The sequence below is a fragment of the Pseudomonas sp. NFIX28 genome (genome assembly GCF_900107395.1).
GTDB lineage: Bacteria > Pseudomonadota > Gammaproteobacteria > Pseudomonadales > Pseudomonadaceae > Aquipseudomonas.
The window spans coordinates 294,850-311,829 of sequence record NZ_FNPW01000003.1 but is presented as its reverse complement, the minus strand read 5'-3'; the positions used below and the strand labels follow the sequence as shown (position 1 = coordinate 311,829).

The window sequence follows — 16,980 nt, the reverse complement described above, 5'->3', positions numbered from 1 at the left end:
AGGGATGAACCCAGGCGGATTTTAGGTGCTTTATGCATTGATATGCATTTTAGCATTTGTCATCGGCGAAAATAACCCGCAATATGCGCGTTATGCAAAAGCGCAACGTTTCTACCGTCTTAAGAGAGCTGCTCGATCGCGATGGCATTTCCCCCACGGAACTCCATCGGCGTACCGGCGTGCCTCAATCCACCCTTTCGCGGATCCTCAGCGGCAAGATTGTCGATCCTTCGGACAAACACATCTCGCGGATCGCCGAGTACTTCCAGGTGAGCACCGATCAACTGCGCGGGCGCGCGGTTGTCACGCCTGCCCGGTCAGTTGCCGTGCACGACGATCCGCATTCGCAACTCAAGGACATAAGCCTGTGGGACGACGATACGCCCGTCGATGACGACGAGGTGTCGGTCCCCTTTCTTCGCGAGGTTGAATTGGCTGCGGGATCAGGAAGATTCGTCATCGAGGAAAGCGAGCGCTCCAGCCTGCGCTTCGGCAAGCGCAGCCTGCGGCACAACGGTGTGCAGTTCGACCAGGCCAAATGCGTGACGGTACGCGGCAACAGCATGCTGCCGGTGCTGCGCGACGGTGCCACGGTGGGGGTCAATGCCGGCAAGTGCGGTATTGGCGACATCATCGACGGCGACTTGTATGCCATCAACCATAACGGTCAACTGCGGGTGAAGCAGCTCTATCGCCTGCCGTCCGGTATTCGCCTGCGCAGTTTCAACCGCGACGAACATCCGGATGAGGACTACAGCTTCCAGGAAATGCAGGAAGAACAGATCGTCATCCTCGGCCACGTCTTCTGGTGGGGCATGTACGCCCGATAACCGCGCCCCATAACAGCAAAGCCCGCCATCGAGCGGGCTTTTTTGTGCCCCACGAAAAACTCCCGCGCCTTTGTTTATGCGGCTTCCATGCGCACGCGCATTTCTCATGCATAAATAAATGCATTTGTGCATTGACTGTATATGCATCCATGCATATTATTCGTTCCAAGCCGCCCGACAGCGGCGAGCAACACCGCTCTTTAGTGGCAAAAGCAAAGGCAGCGATGAACCGGCCTCGACGGTTCAGAGGGTTGGCAACTGACCCGGGTGTGCAGCGTAAAGCACCGTGAACAGTTATCCGGCGGGCAGGGACCGCGGTCGGAGGAACAATTTGAATGGACTCGTACCGCGCCAGTAGCGCCGAAAAGTCAGTTTCCTTTTTGTGTAGCCACTTAAAGGAAAGCGAAGGACCGCATTACTGAAAAGCCCGGGCAACCGGGCTTTTTGGAATGCCTACCTATCGTGGGTCACACCGGGATATGCACGATTGATACACAAGCCAATTGAATACCAGGCCAGCCCATTGGCCTTTTCCACTCAGGAGGAGTGACATGACAAACGAGCAACAAGCGTTGCTGGACATGCCCATCTGGCTTGTCATCGTCCTTGCCCTGGTGGGTGGGGTGTCCGGCGAAATGTGGCGCGCCGACAAGGAGGGCGCTCGCGGCTGGTTGCTGATACGGCGTCTGGCTCTGCGCTCCGGGGCCTGCGTGATCTGCGGGGTCTCGACCATCATGCTGCTGTACGCCGCTGGCGTGTCGATCTGGACCGCCGGCGCGTTCGGTTGCCTGACCGCCATGGCCGGCGCCGATGTGGCCATCGGCCTTTACGAACGCTGGGCCGCCAAGCGGCTTGGCGTCTGCGAGGTTCCGCCCAAGGATCCCCGCTCGGACGCCTGAGCAACTGCCACACGCATTCGCCAACCCACTGCGTCGCCCTTTGCGCCCTGTAGCTACCTGCCCGAGGCAGGCCACCGACTCGTGCGCCACGACACCTCATCAATCCTTCCGCCGAGGAGGAGCCAGGTACGGCCCAGCGTCGTACGCCAATTCGCTGCAAAGAGAGGCAAGCCATGATCCCAATCGACTACAACAGCTATCGCACCCTCGCGCCCTACAACAAGCGGGTGCGGTTCCTGGTGCTGCATTACACCGCCTTGAACTTCGAGGCATCGGTCAAGGCCCTGACCACTGGCGCGGCGAGTGCCCATTACCTGATCCCCGCGGTACAGGACCCTACGTACCAGGCGGCGGGTTTCCAGGAGCAGAGGATTTTCAACCTGGTGGCCGAGGAAGACCGCGCCTGGCATGCCGGCGTCAGTGACTGGGCCGGCCGCAGCGGCTTGAACGACACTTCCATCGGCATCGAGATCGTCAACGAGGCCACCGACGTCAATGGCGTCTTCACCTTCCCGGAATACCAACGCTCGCAGGTCGAGGCGCTCAAGCAGTTGGCCTTGAACATTCTCCAGCGTTATCCGGACCTGTCGCCGAAAAACGTGGTGGGCCACGCCGATATCGCCGTGGGCCGCAAATCCGATCCGGGTCCCAAGCTGCCGTGGAAAGAACTTTACAAGGCCGGTATTGGCGCCTGGTACGACGAACCGACCAAAAAGAAATACGCCCAGCAATTCCGCGCCGCAGGGCTGCCCGAACGTGCCGAAGTGCTCAAGGCTTTCGCCACCTACGGCTATGGCGTGCCGGCCGAGGTGACGGATGACTTCTTCCAGTCGCTGGTACGGGCATTCCAGATGCACTTCCGGCCGAAGAACTACGCCGGGAAACTGGATGTGGAAACCTGCGCGATTCTGTATGCGCTGAACGAGAAATACGCCTGATCCAGAGCGATCGGTTGACCCTTCGCGGCGAGCAAAAGCACTGCTCAAGCGCACTGTCCCCTCGGCTATTCCAAGCCCTGATACCTGAACAGGAAGCCCCCCTATGCCTGCTGTCATCGACAAGCCGTCGCAGCTGTTTTCCGCCATTGCCGAGACCCTGCGAGGGGCGGGCCTGGGCCTCAAGGTCGGCAGTCAGCAGGACTTCGATGCTGCGCTCGACCAGCCCTGGGTGCTGATTGCGATCGAACGCGATGCCCCGGGCATGCGCAGCCAGGAAGGGCGTATTGCCCATGTCCTGACAGTCTCGCTGCAAGGCGTGGCGGCCGTGGGGACCGAGCGTTCCGGGTTCGAGGCCTGTGATTTGGCCAGCGCGCTGAAAGACCTGGCCACGGATAACCGCTGGGGCCTGCCGGCAGCGCAATGCGATCTGCCGATGAACCTCGAGGGCTTGCCCTCGACGCTGATTCGCGGCGAGCAGCGGTACGCCGCCTGGACCCTGTCGTTTACCCAGACGCTGTATCTGGGGCCGCCATTGCTCGACGACCCGACCGGCATACCGAAGTTCGCCCGCACCTGGGAAGTGTCGAATATCGACGATCCCGACCAATACCAAGCACTGGAGGGCTGAGCCATGTTTGACGAGCTGCTGCGCCTGCAGCTGGGTCCGATCATCGAGCGGCTGGCCGAAATGGAAACCGAACTCGATGACTTGCACCGGCGCGCGGAAAACCATTGCCGGATCGGTGTGTGCCAGGCCGTCGATGCGGCCAGCAATACCTGCCGGGTCAGCCACGGAGAGCTGCTGACGCCGGCGATCCCCTTCTTCAACCCCAGCGCCGGGGCGCAAAGCGAATCGCGCATTCCTTCGGTGGGCGAGCAATGCCTGCTGCTCAATTACGGTGGCGGCGACGGCGGTGCGCAGTCGGTGGCGCTGTTCGGCCTCAACTGCGACCGCTTTCCACCGGTGTCGACCCTGGCCGCGCTGACCCGCCGCCAATACGCCGATGGCACCCAAAGCAGTTACGACGATGCCGGCCATGTCTTGAGCTGGAGCAACGGCCCGACCGCGCTGACCGCCTCCCGCGAGGCGGTCGAGTTGAGCATCGGTCCCGCCCGGCTGGCGATGAGGCCCGAGGCGATCGAGCTGCGGCTGGGCGCGGTCGGCATCTTGCTCGACAGCGCCGGCATCCACTTCAGCGGCCCCTTGGTGGAACACCAGGGCCGCGTTATCAGCCCTTGATTAAGAGGCTTCCCATGATTGGAGTCGATAGAAACACCGGCGCCGCGGTCGATGACTGGCTGCAGTTCGTGCAGCGCGCGACCCGCGCCCTGACCACGCCGCTGGGCACGCGGCAGAAGCGTCCTTTATACGGTTCGCTGATTCCCGACCTGCTGGGCCAGAACCTCGGCGATGACCTGCTGATCCTCGCCCAGAGCCATGCCGCGCAGGCGTTCTACAACGAGCAGAACGGCATCGGCGATTTCGAACCGCAAGTCATAGTCGCCAGCCGCCGCGGCGCCGGGCTGCTGCTGCGCTTCGCCGGCACCTGGAAAAACCGCCAACAGACGTTCGAGGTCGTGACATGAGCATGCTGATACCCGGTGAACACCAGTTGGCCGAGCCGGCCATTGTCACCGTCGAAGAGTTCGAGCCGCTGCTGGCCGAGTTCAAGGCCTTCGTCATCGACTACGTGGCCCAGCGTTCCCCCGCCAACGCGCAGAAACTCCAGGCCAGCCTGGCCAATGAAAGCGAGTTGCTGACCCTGGCGCTGGAAGCGTTCTGCCTGCGCCTGCAAACCCACGAGCGCAAGTACAACGCCCGCATCAAGCAGATGCTGGCCTGGTGGGCCACCGGCAGCAATCTCGATGCGCGCCTGGCGGACATGGGCCTGGAACGGCAGTTGCTCGACCCGGGCGATCCGGCGGCTTTTCCGCCAGTCCCCGCGGTCTACGAAAGCGACGAGGATGCCCGGCTGCGCTACTACCTGGCGCCTCACGCGCCGGCCGCCGGTTCGCGCATGCAGTACCGCCGCGAAGTGTTCACCCTCGGCGAGCGGCCGACAGTAAAGGTGGATTCCACCGACGCAGGCGTGGTGACCGTCACCTACACCTTCGACCCGGACGGCTACGCGGCGCGGATCAAGGATGGCAACGGGCGGCGTACTGCGCCGGGCGAAGTCCAGGTCACCGTGCTCTCGCGGGAAGGCGACGGCACGCCGTCCGAAGACTTGCTCGAAGGCGTGCGCCAGCACTTTGCGCGACCGGATGTGAAGCCGGAAACGGATCGGGTGACGGTACAGGCGGCGCAGATCAAACCCTACAAGATCCGCGTGGTGGCCAAGATCAACCCGGGGCCCGATTCGGGACTGACCCAGGTCGCTACGCAGCAGCAACTGCAGGCTTATGCGGACAGCTGCCATCGCCTGGAAGGACGGGTGGATCCGAGCTGGATCGATTACACGTTGCATACGGCAGGAGCGGTACAGCTGGAAATTCTCGAACCGTTGCAACCGATCGTGACCACGGCTTTCCAGGCACCGTATTGCACGGGTGTCGAGGTTGAGGTGCAGACGCTATGAAGGATGAAGCCGTTCACCTGAGCCTCCTACCGGTCAACAGCTCGCCTCTGGAAAGAGCGCTCGACCTGGGTTTTGCCCGCTTGCTCGAACGTGTCGCGCCGCCGTTTCCGCAGCTGATGAGTCCCGCTGCAACGCCGGTGGAGTTCTTGCCTTATCTCGCGGCTGATCGTGGCGTTGGCGAGTGGCGCTCCGAAGCGCCCGAGGCCGAAAAACGCTTGACGGTCGAACTGGCCTGGCCCACCGCCCGTCAGGCCGGTACACGCAAGGCGCTGGAAAATGCCGCCAAGGGCCTGCAATTGCGGCCCGAGGTTCGCGCCTGGTACGAGCAGAGTCCGCAGGGGGCGCCTTACAGCTTTTCGGTCAAGGCCTTTACCGAGCAGCCTTATAGCGAAGAGATCGACGCGCGCCTCGATCGGCGCCTGGCGGATGCCAAAAGTGAACGCGACACCTTGGCAATATCCGTGGGCCTGAGCGCATTCGGTTCCCACTCCATCGCGGCTGCGACCGTCTGCGGTGAGTTGACCACTATCTATCCGATCGTTGTCGAGGGGCTCGAAGCCTCGGGCCAGGCCTTCATGGCCGCCGGGCTGTACAGCGTCGAAACATCCACTATTTATCCTCAGGGGTCCTAAATGGCCGACTATTACACCCTGCTCACCAATGCGGGGATCGCCTACGAAACTGCCTGCAAGGCGGCAGGCGTACCGATCAAGCTGTCGCAGATTTCCGTCGGTGACGGCGGTGGCGCGGTTTACAACCCGGCGGCGACCGCCACCGCACTCAAGCGCGAAGTCTGGCGTGGCCCGTTGAATGCCCTGTTCCAGGACGAGAAAAACCCCAGCTGGCTGTTGGCCGAAGTGACTATCCCGCCCGAGGTCGGCGGCTGGTATGTGCGCGAGGCCGGGCTGTGGACCGATACAGGAATCCTTTACGCCATCGTCAAGTACCCGGAGTCGTTCAAGCCGGTGCTGGCGACTTCCGGGTCGGGGAAAGAGTTCTACATCCGCTCGATTTTCGAGACCAGCAATGCGTCGCTGGTGACGTTGTTGATTGACGATACGGTGGTAAAAGCGACGAGGGCTTGGGTGGCGGGTTATGTCGCTGATGAATTGGCGAAGCTCGACAGTAAACAATCGGTGCGGGCAGCTACTACGGCCAATATCGTGTTAAACGGAGCTCAAACGATCGATGGCGTCGCCGTGGTTACCGGGGACCGTGTGCTGGTGAAGGCGCAATCGCTAGCCAAGGACAATGGCATTTATGTTGTTGCCAACGGTGCCTGGACCCGTTCAAACGACGCTGATGCAAGTGTCAAGGTTACGTCTGGGCTAATCGTTTCCGTCGAGGAAGGAGCCTTGTTGGCGGACACTATCTGGCAACTGGTTACAGACGGCTCTATCGTTCTGGACACCACGGCCCTGACCTTCCAGAACATCACCAAAGGATTTGCGCCACTCAACTCACCGGTGCTGACCAACCCAACGGCGAATACCGCGCCGCAGTTCGACAATTCAAAAGCACTCGCCACTACGGAATTCGTTACGCGTGCGCTCGGGAACTTCAGAGGAGGTACCGGCATTTCAGCAAGCCGGACATTGACTGGCGATGATCTCGGTAAGCGTTTGGAATTGGCCGGCGGTGTCACGGTAGCATTGCCTGCAACTTCAACTGTACCTGATGGGGCTGCGATGTTGATATCGGCGGGGCCGCAGTCCACAAGCTCGCGGGTGACTGTCGCCGCCGGGGATCAACTGGCAATGAACAACCTAGCTGTGACAGTTCCCTACACGTTGTCGCCTGGCGGGGACTTCATTGCGATACGAGAGGCGAATGTTTGGCGTTGCCACTCAGGCAGTGAAACTCTGCGAACGTCTCCGCTCTTTGCTTCCTCATTCGGCATAACTGGATATTCAAAGGCCCCTAATGGCGCAATTGAAATGTGGGGGCTGACGGGTGGGTCAGCACCGGGTGCTGTGACGCCGATAACATTCCCGCAAGCGTTTCCCAATCGTTGTTGGAATATCCAGATGACCTACGTCGATAGCGGTGTGCAATCACCTGCAACACGCGGTGGTCCGGTACAAGTTGGTAGCTTCACGAATACGGGTTTTAGCTATTCCCACTCGGGCAGTAGTAGCGCCTCTCAACATTTCTGGCTGGCCAAAGGTAACTAAGGGGTAGTTATGAATCATTACTGTGCAGCGGATGGTGGGTTTTACAACTTGAAATTTCACGGATTTATTCCGGCCGGATCTGTTGAAGTCTCTGATGAGGATTATCAGGCGTTAACGGCTGGCCAAGAGCAAGGCAAATGGTTGGTGGCAAATGATCAAGGATATCCAGTCCTTATCGATCCTCCTCTGCAATCCCCAGAGTTTTTTGCGGGGATTGAGCGAGCTTGGCGGGACGCCCAACTTGCAGCTACCGACGGTGTTGTTTCGCGCCATCGTGATGAGCAAGAAGAGAGCATGGAAACCACATTAACTCTTTCGCAGTACATCGAACTACAGGCGTACCGTCGAGCCCTTCGCAACTGGCCGGAGTCGGGACAATTCCCGCTAAGTGAACACCGCCCTAGCGTGCCCGATTGGCTGGCTGAACAACTCCAATAAACGCCCCGCACCGACGGGGCGTTTTCTTATCTGCAAAGCAATACATAACACCCAACAGCCCCACTCACCTGGGGCTTTTTCGTATCTGGAGAGACTGAAATGGCTAACCGCCAAACCTACACCGTCCTCGTGCCATTCCCCACCGGCGGCGGCCACTGGTCGAAGATCGACCAGCAGCTCGACCTGCTCGACGTCGAGGCCAGTGCCTTGCGTGCCGCCGGCCGGCTGGAACTGACCAGCGTCCTTGCGGCGCGCCAATCGGCCGAAGCGGCCACCCCATCCACCGCGGCTAAAAAAGCTGCTGCCAAGAAGGCTGAATAACCATGGCTGAGGTTCTGAACTTCGAGCACAACGGCATTACCGTCAATGCCACCGAATCCCCCGAGGCCATGGGTGGCCTGGGTGACAACGTCATCGGCCTGGTCGGCACCGCGCCGAAGGCCGACCCGCTGATTCCGCGCAATGCGCCGTTCCGCATCAACAGCTTCACCACCCAGGCCCTGCTGGACCCTACCGGCGCCGAGTCGGGCACCCTGTTCCAGGCGGTGTACCAGATCCTCAAAGTGGTCAAGGTCCCGGTCTATGTGGTGATCGTCGAAGAGGGCGCGACCCCGGCCGACACCGTCAACAATGTGATCGGCGGCGTCGATCCAACCACTGGCCGCAAGCTCGGCCTGGCTGCCCTGGGCAGTGTCCCGGAAGACCTGACCATCATCGGCGCGCCGGGCTTTACCGGCACCAAGGCGGTGGCCGGTGAGTTCGCTGCCTTCGGCAAGCGCATCAAGGCCCGTGTGGTGCTCGACGGCAAGGATGCCGCGGTCGCCGACCAGGTGACTTACAGCAAGGAACTGGGCGGCGCGGACCTGGGTTTCGACCGCTGCCTGGTGGTGCACAACATGCCGGCCGTGTACTCCAAGGCGGCGAAGAAGAACGTGTTCCTGGCGCCGTCGAGCCTGGCCATCGCCGCACTGGCCAAGGTCAAGCAGTGGGAGAGCCCGGGCAACCAGGTGACCTTCGCCGAAGACGTCTCGCGCACTGTGGAATACAACATCCTCGACACCTCGACCGAGGGCGACCTGCTCAACCGCTACGGCGTCAGCTACTACGCCCGCACCGTGCTCGGCGGCTTCTCGCTGCTGGGTAACCGCTCGATCACCGGCAAGTTCATCAGCTATGTCGGCCTGGAAGACGCCATCAGCCGCAAGCTGGTCAAGGCCGGGCAGAAAGCCATGGCCAAGAACCTGACCAAGTCCTTCATGGACCAGGAGGTCAAGCGCATCAACGACTGGCTGCAAACCCTGGTCGCCGACGAAACCATCCCGGGCGGCAGTGTGTACCTGCACCCCGAGCTGAACAGCGTCGAGAAATACAAAAACGGTACCTGGTACGTGGTTATCGACTACGGCCGCTACGCGCCGAACGAGCACATGGTGTATCAGCTCAACGCCCGCGATGAAATCATCGAGCAGTTCCTGGAGGACGTTCTCTAATGTTTACCAACCGCGTAAGACAGGCCATCGCGGCCACCCTGCAAGGCCTGCCGTTGTCGGCGACCGTGGAAGAGTTCACCCCGCCGAAGATCGAATTCGAAATGGAAGCGATGACCGGTGGGCGCTTTATCGCCGAAGAAATGGCCAAGAGCGGCAAGGCACTCACCGCCACCCTCAAGCTGCAGGGCCTGGGGCCGGAAATCATGCTGGCGCTGGGCGTGAAGCTGGGTGACGACATCCTGCTCAATGTCCGCGAGGCGGGCCAGGACCAGGATGGCAAGACCTGGTTCACCTACCACACCGTGGGTGGCAAGCTGAAATCCCTGGCCGAAACGGCCATGAAGATGAATGAAAAACCCACCACCACCCTGGAACTCGCCTGCCGTACCTACAACCGCATCGAGAACGGCGTACCGGTGATCGACATCGATGTGCGGACCCAGAAGTTCGTGCTCAGCGGCGTCGACATCCTCGGCGACGCCCGTCGCGCGGTGCTGATGCCGTAACCCTCGCAACACCCTTTGCAATACCCCCTGCAACACTCTTGTAGGAGCGAGCTTGCTCGCGATGGCAATGCAACAACTACATCACAGTCGTCGCTCAATCCCCCATCGCGAGCAACTCGCTGCTACCCCCTTTATCAAGGAATTCATTCATGTCCTGGACGCCTCCGATCCATGTCCTGCTGTGCCCGATTACCGCTGACGATGAGTCGCAGATCGCGCAGATTCAGCTCAAGCCATTGTTCTACGCCGCGCAGAAAGAAGCGCTGGCCCGCGCCGGCGATGATGAGGACGATCAGTTCTTCGAGCTGGCGAAGCTGGCCACCGGGTTGTCGGCCAATGAACTCGACCAGCTCAAGCGGCCGGACTACGTGAGCATCGCGCAGTACGTCCATGACATGTCGACACGCCCGGCTGCGTACTTCCTCCAGCAGGGCGCCGAGCCTGAAACGGCCAGCGACACCCCTGGCGATACCTCGGCGCAGGGCGACCTGGACCAGGTGAACCTGCTGTTGCCACTTGAAGTGGCGGGCCAGCGCCTGACGTCCCTGACCCTGGAAATGCCCGCGTTGCGAGCGACCAAGGTGATGAAGAAGCTCAAGACCACCAAGGAGCGCGCCGAGTTCATCACCGCGCATTGTACCGGCCTGATGCTGCCCGACCTGGCGCTGCTCAGCGTGCCTGACTGGACGCAGCTGCAAGAGCGCATCGACGATTTTTTAAACAAACCGGCGGCCTTCTTTCGGAACGCGACATCGAAGTGATTCTCGATGTGGTGCCGCTCATTTACTCGGTAAGTGAGGCGGAAATCCTGGAGTGGGACGCTGGCAAGGCCTTGCGCCGCTACGACATCGCGATCACTCGCCTTGGCGTGAAAGAGGAGTAGAGCGAATGGCGAACAATCAGTTTTCGCTCAAGAACGCCACCGTGCAACAGCACGGGCTGGCGCCCGCCGGCGTCATGCAGCCAGGTGCCCCTGTGGCGAGCCCGGCGGATGCCGGCCTGTCATCCAGCAGCTTCGTCCTGGCCCTGAATGCCGCCAGCGTGGACATTCGCTTGCTGACCACGGCCATCGACTCGTTGAAGTTGACGCTGTCGTCGCAACGTTCGTTGCCGCTGGCATTCGCCGGCAGCGCCAAGGCCGAGGCTAAAGCCCCCGACAAGGCCGCTGGCGGGCTTCAAGCACCTGACCTGTTCAAGTCGGCGATGGCGATGGATGCGGTGCTGGCCGATCTGGGGAGAGTGGTTTCTCTCCCCGGCAATGAGCGTGAGGAACTTGCGCAAGACAACTACCGCATGGCCAGTTATCCAGGCATCGCCGCGGGTGGAACCACGGCGGTTGATCTGGCGAAGCTTGAATACGCCGCTGCCAAGGCAGGGATCGAGAACGATAAAGGCGCGTCCCGACGGCAGACCCTGACGGCATTCGGCGGTGATGCCGCGCTCATGGCAACCGCGTTCAAGATGCCGGGCAAGGATGCCGGGGACATGCTGGCCGGTTGGCGCACCTCGATGAAGCTGGACCGCAATCAGGCCCTCGATCTGGCGGATGCGACCAACCACCTCGGCAAGCGTCCGGGAGACGCCGAGGCGGCCGATATCGGGGTGATCCTGCAACGGCATGGCGCTGCCGCCACGACGGCGGGGCTTGCCCCGGAGCAGGCGGCGGCACTGACGGCGGCCTTGCTCAACACCGGCACACAAAAGGCCGATGCTGGAGCCGCACTGAAAGGCATCACTGCCGTGCTGGGCAAGGGCGAACCGAAGTCCCAGGCGCAGCAAGCGGCCTTGCAACGGTTGAATATCGACCCGCTGAAGCTGGAGGGGGCTGGCGCCCTGACCGACCTGCTCAAGGCGCTGCAAGCGCCCGATTTGTCGAGCCGGGAGCGCTCCACGCTGGCCGGCGCGCTGTTCGGCAGCGCGGATGAAGCGGCGTTGCGCCTGGCGCAACAACTGCCTGAAGTTCAAAAGGCCTTGGCGCAGGTCGCCGACAAGCAGCAGTACGCCACCTCGGAGCTGGGCGACAAAGGCTCGGTACGCCAGTCCGCATCGGCCCAGGCGAATACCTTCGACGCCCGCTTGAACCGGATGAACACCACGTTCGGTTCCGCCCTCGCGCCGGTGGCGGAAGGGGCGATGGTGCCTATCGGTGGGGTGGTCGATGGTTTGAGCAGCCTGGCTACGGAGTTTCCGAAGATCGCTGCCGGCCTGGCCTTGGCGGGTGCTGCCATCGCACCGGTGGTGGGCCGCCTGCTCAAGTCGGTGCTGGACGAAGTCTTTACCCAGGTGGCGAAAAAGCTGTTGAGCCTGGCGGCTCCGAGCCTGCCATCGAGTATTGGCAAGCTGTTCGGCGAGGGCGGGGCCTGCTGTGGTGGCCCTCCAGGCGGCGGTGGAACCCGCGGCCAGAACAGACAAGAGCGAAGGCGACAGGAGAGGCAAGCAAAGAAAGAGCAGCAAAAGAAACAAGCCAATGCGGCAAAACCCGCCCCCAAAAACACCTCTGCAACCGCGCCACGCGCCGGGCTGATGTCGCGCATTGGCCGTGGGTTGAGAGGCAGTTTCGCCGTCGTGCGTTCCGTGTCCGGCCGGGTGGCCAGTCGGCCGCTGAAACTGCTCAGGGCCGGCCTGAATGTGTTCAGGGGTGTGCGTAACCGCGACCCCGGGGCCATTGGTTCCGGCTTGGGCACCTTGGGTGGCTCCTGGGCCGGAGGTGCATCCGGCGCCGCGCTGGGCGCGGCCCTGGGCAGCGTCGTGCCGATCCTCGGCACGGCTGTCGGCGGGTTGGTCGGCGGCGCCATTGGCGGATGGCTGGGCGGCGAGGCGCTCGGCCGGCTCGGCGGCGAGGCGGGGAACCGCCTGAAGTCTCCGGATGAAGTGAGCAAGAACCTGGTGGCCAATTCGGCTTCCAGCCAGCAGGTCACTTTCGCCCCGGTCGTCAATATCTATGGCCAGGATCAGGCCACCTCCAGGCAACTGGTGGACATGGTGATCCAGCAAATGCAGATGCAGGTCATGCCCCTGATGATGAGCAACCCGCTCGCGGTACGGCGCGACGCGGCCCTGACCGATGGAGTGATGTGATGCGACAGCAGATGGCATTGGGCAATTTCATTTTTGGCCTGTCCGCCGGGTTCGCCTACGAGCGGCTTGAGCGCAAGACGGACGGTGGCTGGGCCAGTATCGACATCGTTACCAGCAAGCCGAAGTCGCAGCAGGTGGGGCAGAAGCTGGAAACGCTGCAGATCAGTGGCAAGTCGATGTACGCCACGGGCATGGCGCGCCTGGACCAGCTGCGCGAGTTGCAGGCCGCCCGTGTGCCCTTGCCGCTGGTGGATGGTATCGGCCGCAACTGGGGGCGCTGGCGGGTCAACCTGGTGACGGAGGTGCAGACCTCCATCATCGATGACGGCACGGCGCTGGTGATCAACTGGACCATCAACCTCGAGGAGTTCGTCAATGCGTAGGGTTCGAAGTATTGCCGGCGATTCGGTCAACCTGCTGCTCTACCGCGAGGTGGGGCGTTGCGACGATGCGGTCGAGGAAGCGCTCTGGCGCCTCAATCCGCTGCTGGCCGAGAAAGGCCCGGTGCTGCCGGCGGGTGTCTGGGTGATAGTGCCCGAGATCGAGTCGCGGCCGGTGGCTGCAATGCCCGTTTCGGCCTGGGACTAAGGAGGCGTCATGAGCCTGGGATTCACCCCGAGCATTGAGCTCTACGGCGCCAATGCCGCACGCCTCAACGAACGGCTGATCAGCTGGACACACATCGACGCCGCGGGCATCGAGTCCGACCAACTCTCGCTGACCCTCGATATCGAAGGCCTGGAGGGGCTCCCCGAGCTGGGCGGGAAGGTCGGCCTGCGGGTGGGCTATCTGGAGTCGGGGCTGGTGGATCGTGGCGAGTTCGTCATCACCCGCCGCACGCCCAACCTGTTCCCGCCGCGCCTGACCCTGGTGGCTACCGCAGCTCCCTTCAAGGTGGCGGATGCGACCGGCTTCAAGCAGCGCCGCTCCGCCAGCCATGGCCCCACGACCCTCGGCGCGCTGTTTCGCCAGCTGACCTCGCGCCACGGTTTTTCACCGCGGGTGGCGCCTGAACTGGACTCGATCCCGATCCCGCATGTCGATCAGTGCAACGAGACCGACATGGGCTTTCTGACGCGTATTGCCCGCCCGCACGATGCCGTCACCAAACCATTCAACGAGATGTATGTACTGGCGCTGCGCGGGCAGGCGAAGTCGCTCTCCGGAAAGATCCTTTCGCCGGTGCGTTTGAGCGTGACCCGGGATAACCGCCCGGGGGATACGGCGTTCATCTCGGCCAGCATCGATGAAAACGGCCGGGCCAAGCACAAGGGCTGCAAGGCTACCTGGTGGGATTCGGCGGCCGGCAAGGAGCGTGTGGTCAGCCTGGGGCAGGCTCCTTTCCAGGTCCTGCGCCAGCGTTACCCGGCAGAGGGCGAGGCCCGCGGCGCAGCCCAGGGCGCCATGCGCCGCATCGAGCGCGAAGCGATCAAGTTGAAGATCGACTGCCCCGGTGATCCGGCGCTGTCGGCCGAGGGGCTGGTGTCGCTGGACAACAGCTGGCCCGGGTTCATGCAGGGCACCTGGTCGATCGACAAGGTGACCGCCAGCGGCAATCGCGAAAAAAATTATCGCTGCCTGATCGAGGCTACCTGCCTGGAGCAACAGCCCTAGTTACCGGGCCTTGCCCGGCCGTTCTGATCTTGCGCGCCGTTGTTTCCACGACTCCATCCTGTTGCCCGGGCGCCCGCTGCCTGGGCGATCGCTTGTGGCCGCGCCTGAAGGTTTCCCATTCACCCCGTTGTGGAGCTTCTTGATGAAGATCACTCCGATCCTCACGCAACTGCGCGAGCAGTGCCCCGGCCTGGCCAATCAGGTGGCCGTCGGTGTCGATCTCGCGCTTTTACAAAGCAATACCGCCTTGCCCACGCCCAGCGCCCATGTGGCGCCGATTGCCGACCTGGCCAGCCCGGGCACCGGGCAGAACGTTACCCGCCAGGCCATCCGCGACCGCCTGGTAATCACCCTGGTGCTGGATGCCAGCGATGGCCGGCAGGCCCTGGAGCAACTTGAAAGCCTGCGTGCCGAACTGTGGCGGGCGCTGGTGGGGTTCAAGCCGGACGCGCATTACAACCCGATCGAATACGACGGTGGCGAGCTGGTTTCGCTCAGCGCCACGCGGTTGTTCTATCAGCTGCGCTTTTTCGCCGAGTTCCAGCTGGGACGCAACCTGGCCAGCCAGCCGGCGGAAACCTGGCGTGAGCGTGAACTGGATGGCTTGCCGTCCTTTACCGGGGTCACGGTGCGGGTCGATGCCATCGACCCGGCGGACCCCAATTTGAAACGCCCAGGGCCCGACGGGCGCCTGGAGATGACTTTTTCAGGAGACGTAACGCAATGAGCAAACGCATCACTGTGCTGCCGGCCGCGGGCCGCGCCGTGCCGGACCCCGAAGCCGGCGACCTGTTGCCGCTGGAAGGCCGTGAAGTCAACGACAACGCCTGGTGGCGCCGGCGTCTGGCCGATGGCGATATCACCCTCAAGGCCGCGAAGGCGGCCAAACCACAAGGAGCCAAATAATGGCGATCGGATTCAGCAATATTCCGGCGGACATTCGTGTGCCGCTGTTCTACGCCGAGATGGACAACTCGGCGGCCAATAGCGCGTCGTCGGCCATGCGTCGACTGATCGTGGCCCAGGTCAACGACAGCATCGCGCCGGCCGAAACCGGCAAGCTGGTGCTGGTCTCCAGCGTTGCGCTGGCCAAGAGCATTGGCGGCCAGGGCTCGATGCTCGCCTCGATGTACGAGACCTGGCGCAAGACCGACCCGATCGGTGAAATCTGGTGCCTGCCGCTGCACAACGTCGAAGGCAGCGTGGCCAAGGCCGAGCTGAAGTTCACCGGCGTCGCCAGCGAAAGCGGCGTACTCAACCTGTATGTCGGCGGTGTGCGGGTCCAGGCCGCTATCGTCAATGCCGCCACCGCGGCCCAGGCCGCCAGCGCGCTGGCACTGAAAATCAACGCTGCCGCCGACCTGCCGGTCAGCGCCGCCGCCGTTGAAGGCACCCTGACCCTGACCGCCAAGTGGACCGGCGACAGCGGCAACGACATCAGCCTGCAGCTCAACCGCCTGGGCAAGAGCAACGGCGAAGAAACCCCGGCCGGCCTGAGCGTGGCCCTCGGCAAAATGGCCGGCGGCGCCGGCGTGCCGGATCAGGTCGCCGCGCTGGCGGCCCTGGGCGATGAGCCTTTCGAGTTCATCTGCATGCCGTGGACCGACACCGCGACCCTCAACGCCTGGCAAGCCGTCATGGATGACAGCACCGGTCGCTGGTCCTGGGCCAAGCAGCTGTTTGGCCATGTCTACAGCGCCAAGCGCGGCACCGTCGGCACCCTGGTGGCGGCAGGGCAAGCACGCAACGACCAGCACATCACCATCCAGGCCCTGGAGCCGGGCGTACCGCAACCGTTCTGGGTGCAGGCCGCCGCGCTGGCCGCGCGCACCTCGGTGTTCATCTCCGCCGATGCCAGCCGTCCGACCCAGAGCGGCAGCCTGCCAGGCGTCGACCCGGCGCCGGCCAGCGAGCGTTTCACCCTGACCGAGCGTCAGTCGCTGCTCAACTACGGCATCGCCACGGCCTACTACGAAGGCGGTTACGTGCGCATCCAGCGTTCGATCACCACCTACCAGAAGAACGCCTACGGCCAGGCCGACAACTCCTACCTGGACAGCGAAACCATGCACCAGTCGGCCTTTATCGTGCGCCGCCTGCAAAGCGTGATCACCAGCAAATACGGGCGCCACAAGCTGGCCGCCGACGGCACCCGCTTCGGCGCCGGCCAGCCGATCGTGACCCCGAGCACCATCCGCGGCGAGCTGATCGCCCAGTACGCCAAGCTGGAACTGGAAGGCCACGTGGAGAACGCCGAGCTGTTCGCCGAGCACCTGATCGTCGAGCGCGACAGCCAGGACCCGAGCCGCGTCAACGTGCTGTTCCCGCCGGACTACATCAACGGCCTGCGCGTGTTCGCGCTGCTCAACCAATTCCGCCTGCAGTACGACGCGGCGGCTTAAGCCGAGCCTCTTTCACTGCGCTTTTCCAGCCC

Annotated in this window: 22 protein-coding genes; all 22 read left to right on the top strand. The window is 62.7% G+C overall.

Annotation, left to right across the window (positions count from 1 at the left end):
• The first annotated feature begins 92 nt into the window (after positions 1-92).
• The 22 genes from BLV20_RS07845 to BLV20_RS07745 all read left to right on the top strand — a co-directional run bounded on the left by BLV20_RS07845 (position 93) and on the right by BLV20_RS07745 (position 16,948).
• A complete protein-coding gene (locus BLV20_RS07845) occupies positions 93-830 on the top strand; it encodes a LexA family transcriptional regulator (RefSeq protein ID WP_092299809.1) in 738 nt (245 codons plus the stop codon).
• 551 nt (positions 831-1,381) lie between these two features.
• A complete protein-coding gene (locus BLV20_RS07840) occupies positions 1,382-1,729 on the top strand; it encodes a phage holin family protein (protein ID WP_092299341.1) in 348 nt (115 codons plus the stop codon).
• 173 nt (positions 1,730-1,902) lie between these two features.
• Positions 1,903-2,667, top strand: coding sequence for an N-acetylmuramoyl-L-alanine amidase (locus tag BLV20_RS07835; protein WP_092299338.1), 765 nt, complete (start codon positions 1,903-1,905; stop codon positions 2,665-2,667).
• A 103-nt stretch (positions 2,668-2,770) separates the two neighbouring features.
• Positions 2,771-3,295 carry a hypothetical protein gene (locus BLV20_RS07830; RefSeq protein WP_092299335.1) on the top strand — a complete coding sequence of 175 codons (525 nt, stop codon included), beginning with the start codon at positions 2,771-2,773 and terminating at the stop codon, positions 3,293-3,295.
• 3 nt (positions 3,296-3,298) lie between these two features.
• A complete protein-coding gene (locus BLV20_RS07825; protein WP_092299332.1) occupies positions 3,299-3,907 on the top strand; it encodes a phage baseplate assembly protein V in 609 nt (202 codons plus the stop codon).
• Between the two features lie 14 nt (positions 3,908-3,921).
• Positions 3,922-4,254 carry a phage baseplate protein gene (locus BLV20_RS07820; protein ID WP_007924012.1) on the top strand — a complete coding sequence of 111 codons (333 nt, stop codon included), beginning with the start codon at positions 3,922-3,924 and terminating at the stop codon, positions 4,252-4,254.
• Complete coding sequence (locus BLV20_RS07815; protein ID WP_092299329.1) at positions 4,251-5,246, top strand: baseplate J/gp47 family protein; 996 nt, start codon at positions 4,251-4,253, stop codon at positions 5,244-5,246. Before BLV20_RS07820 ends, BLV20_RS07815 begins: the two co-directional genes overlap by 4 nt.
• Positions 5,243-5,878 carry a phage tail protein I gene (locus tag BLV20_RS07810; protein ID WP_092299326.1) on the top strand — a complete coding sequence of 212 codons (636 nt, stop codon included), beginning with the start codon at positions 5,243-5,245 and terminating at the stop codon, positions 5,876-5,878. The genes BLV20_RS07815 and BLV20_RS07810 overlap by 4 nt, the downstream gene beginning before the upstream one ends.
• Positions 5,879-7,420 (top strand): phage tail protein, encoded by a 1,542-nt coding sequence (locus tag BLV20_RS07805; protein ID WP_092299323.1) that lies wholly within the window; start codon positions 5,879-5,881, stop codon positions 7,418-7,420. It begins immediately after the preceding gene.
• A 9-nt stretch (positions 7,421-7,429) separates the two neighbouring features.
• Positions 7,430-7,858 carry a phage tail assembly chaperone gene (locus BLV20_RS07800; protein ID WP_092299320.1) on the top strand — a complete coding sequence of 143 codons (429 nt, stop codon included), beginning with the start codon at positions 7,430-7,432 and terminating at the stop codon, positions 7,856-7,858.
• Between the two features lie 99 nt (positions 7,859-7,957).
• Positions 7,958-8,179: a hypothetical protein gene (locus tag BLV20_RS07795; protein ID WP_092299317.1), complete on the top strand. Its 222-nt coding sequence runs from the start codon at positions 7,958-7,960 to the stop codon at positions 8,177-8,179.
• Between the two features lie 2 nt (positions 8,180-8,181).
• On the top strand, positions 8,182-9,348 hold the full coding sequence (locus BLV20_RS07790; RefSeq protein ID WP_092299314.1) for a phage tail sheath protein: 1,167 nt from the start codon (positions 8,182-8,184) through the stop codon (positions 9,346-9,348).
• Positions 9,348-9,854: a phage major tail tube protein gene (locus BLV20_RS07785; RefSeq protein ID WP_009042415.1), complete on the top strand. Its 507-nt coding sequence runs from the start codon at positions 9,348-9,350 to the stop codon at positions 9,852-9,854. Before BLV20_RS07790 ends, BLV20_RS07785 begins: the two co-directional genes overlap by 1 nt.
• Positions 9,855-10,003: 149 nt before the next feature.
• Positions 10,004-10,615: a phage tail assembly protein gene (locus tag BLV20_RS07780; protein WP_092299311.1), complete on the top strand. Its 612-nt coding sequence runs from the start codon at positions 10,004-10,006 to the stop codon at positions 10,613-10,615.
• The gene (locus tag BLV20_RS31680) at positions 10,612-10,737 is read left to right on the top strand and encodes a hypothetical protein (protein ID WP_009042417.1); all 126 of its coding nucleotides are present in this window, start codon (positions 10,612-10,614) and stop codon (positions 10,735-10,737) included. Before BLV20_RS07780 ends, BLV20_RS31680 begins: the two co-directional genes overlap by 4 nt.
• 5 nt (positions 10,738-10,742) lie before the next feature.
• Entirely contained in the window at positions 10,743-12,932 is a 2,190-nt protein-coding gene (locus BLV20_RS07775) for a phage tail tape measure protein (protein ID WP_092299308.1), read from the top strand.
• Positions 12,932-13,315: a phage tail protein gene (locus BLV20_RS07770; RefSeq protein WP_009042419.1), complete on the top strand. Its 384-nt coding sequence runs from the start codon at positions 12,932-12,934 to the stop codon at positions 13,313-13,315. The genes BLV20_RS07775 and BLV20_RS07770 overlap by 1 nt, the downstream gene beginning before the upstream one ends.
• Positions 13,308-13,520, top strand: coding sequence for a tail protein X (locus BLV20_RS07765; protein WP_085529970.1), 213 nt, complete (start codon positions 13,308-13,310; stop codon positions 13,518-13,520). Before BLV20_RS07770 ends, BLV20_RS07765 begins: the two co-directional genes overlap by 8 nt.
• 9 nt (positions 13,521-13,529) lie before the next feature.
• Positions 13,530-14,546, top strand: a complete 1,017-nt coding sequence (locus BLV20_RS07760; RefSeq protein ID WP_092299305.1) for a phage tail protein — start codon at positions 13,530-13,532, stop codon at positions 14,544-14,546.
• A 142-nt stretch (positions 14,547-14,688) separates the two neighbouring features.
• Complete coding sequence (locus BLV20_RS07755) at positions 14,689-15,273, top strand: phage tail terminator protein (RefSeq protein ID WP_092299302.1); 585 nt, start codon at positions 14,689-14,691, stop codon at positions 15,271-15,273.
• Entirely contained in the window at positions 15,270-15,452 is a 183-nt protein-coding gene (locus tag BLV20_RS07750; RefSeq protein WP_092299299.1) for a DUF2635 domain-containing protein, read from the top strand. Before BLV20_RS07755 ends, BLV20_RS07750 begins: the two co-directional genes overlap by 4 nt.
• Complete coding sequence (locus BLV20_RS07745; protein WP_092299296.1) at positions 15,452-16,948, top strand: phage tail sheath subtilisin-like domain-containing protein; 1,497 nt, start codon at positions 15,452-15,454, stop codon at positions 16,946-16,948. Before BLV20_RS07750 ends, BLV20_RS07745 begins: the two co-directional genes overlap by 1 nt.
• The last annotated feature ends 32 nt before the right edge of the window (positions 16,949-16,980 follow it).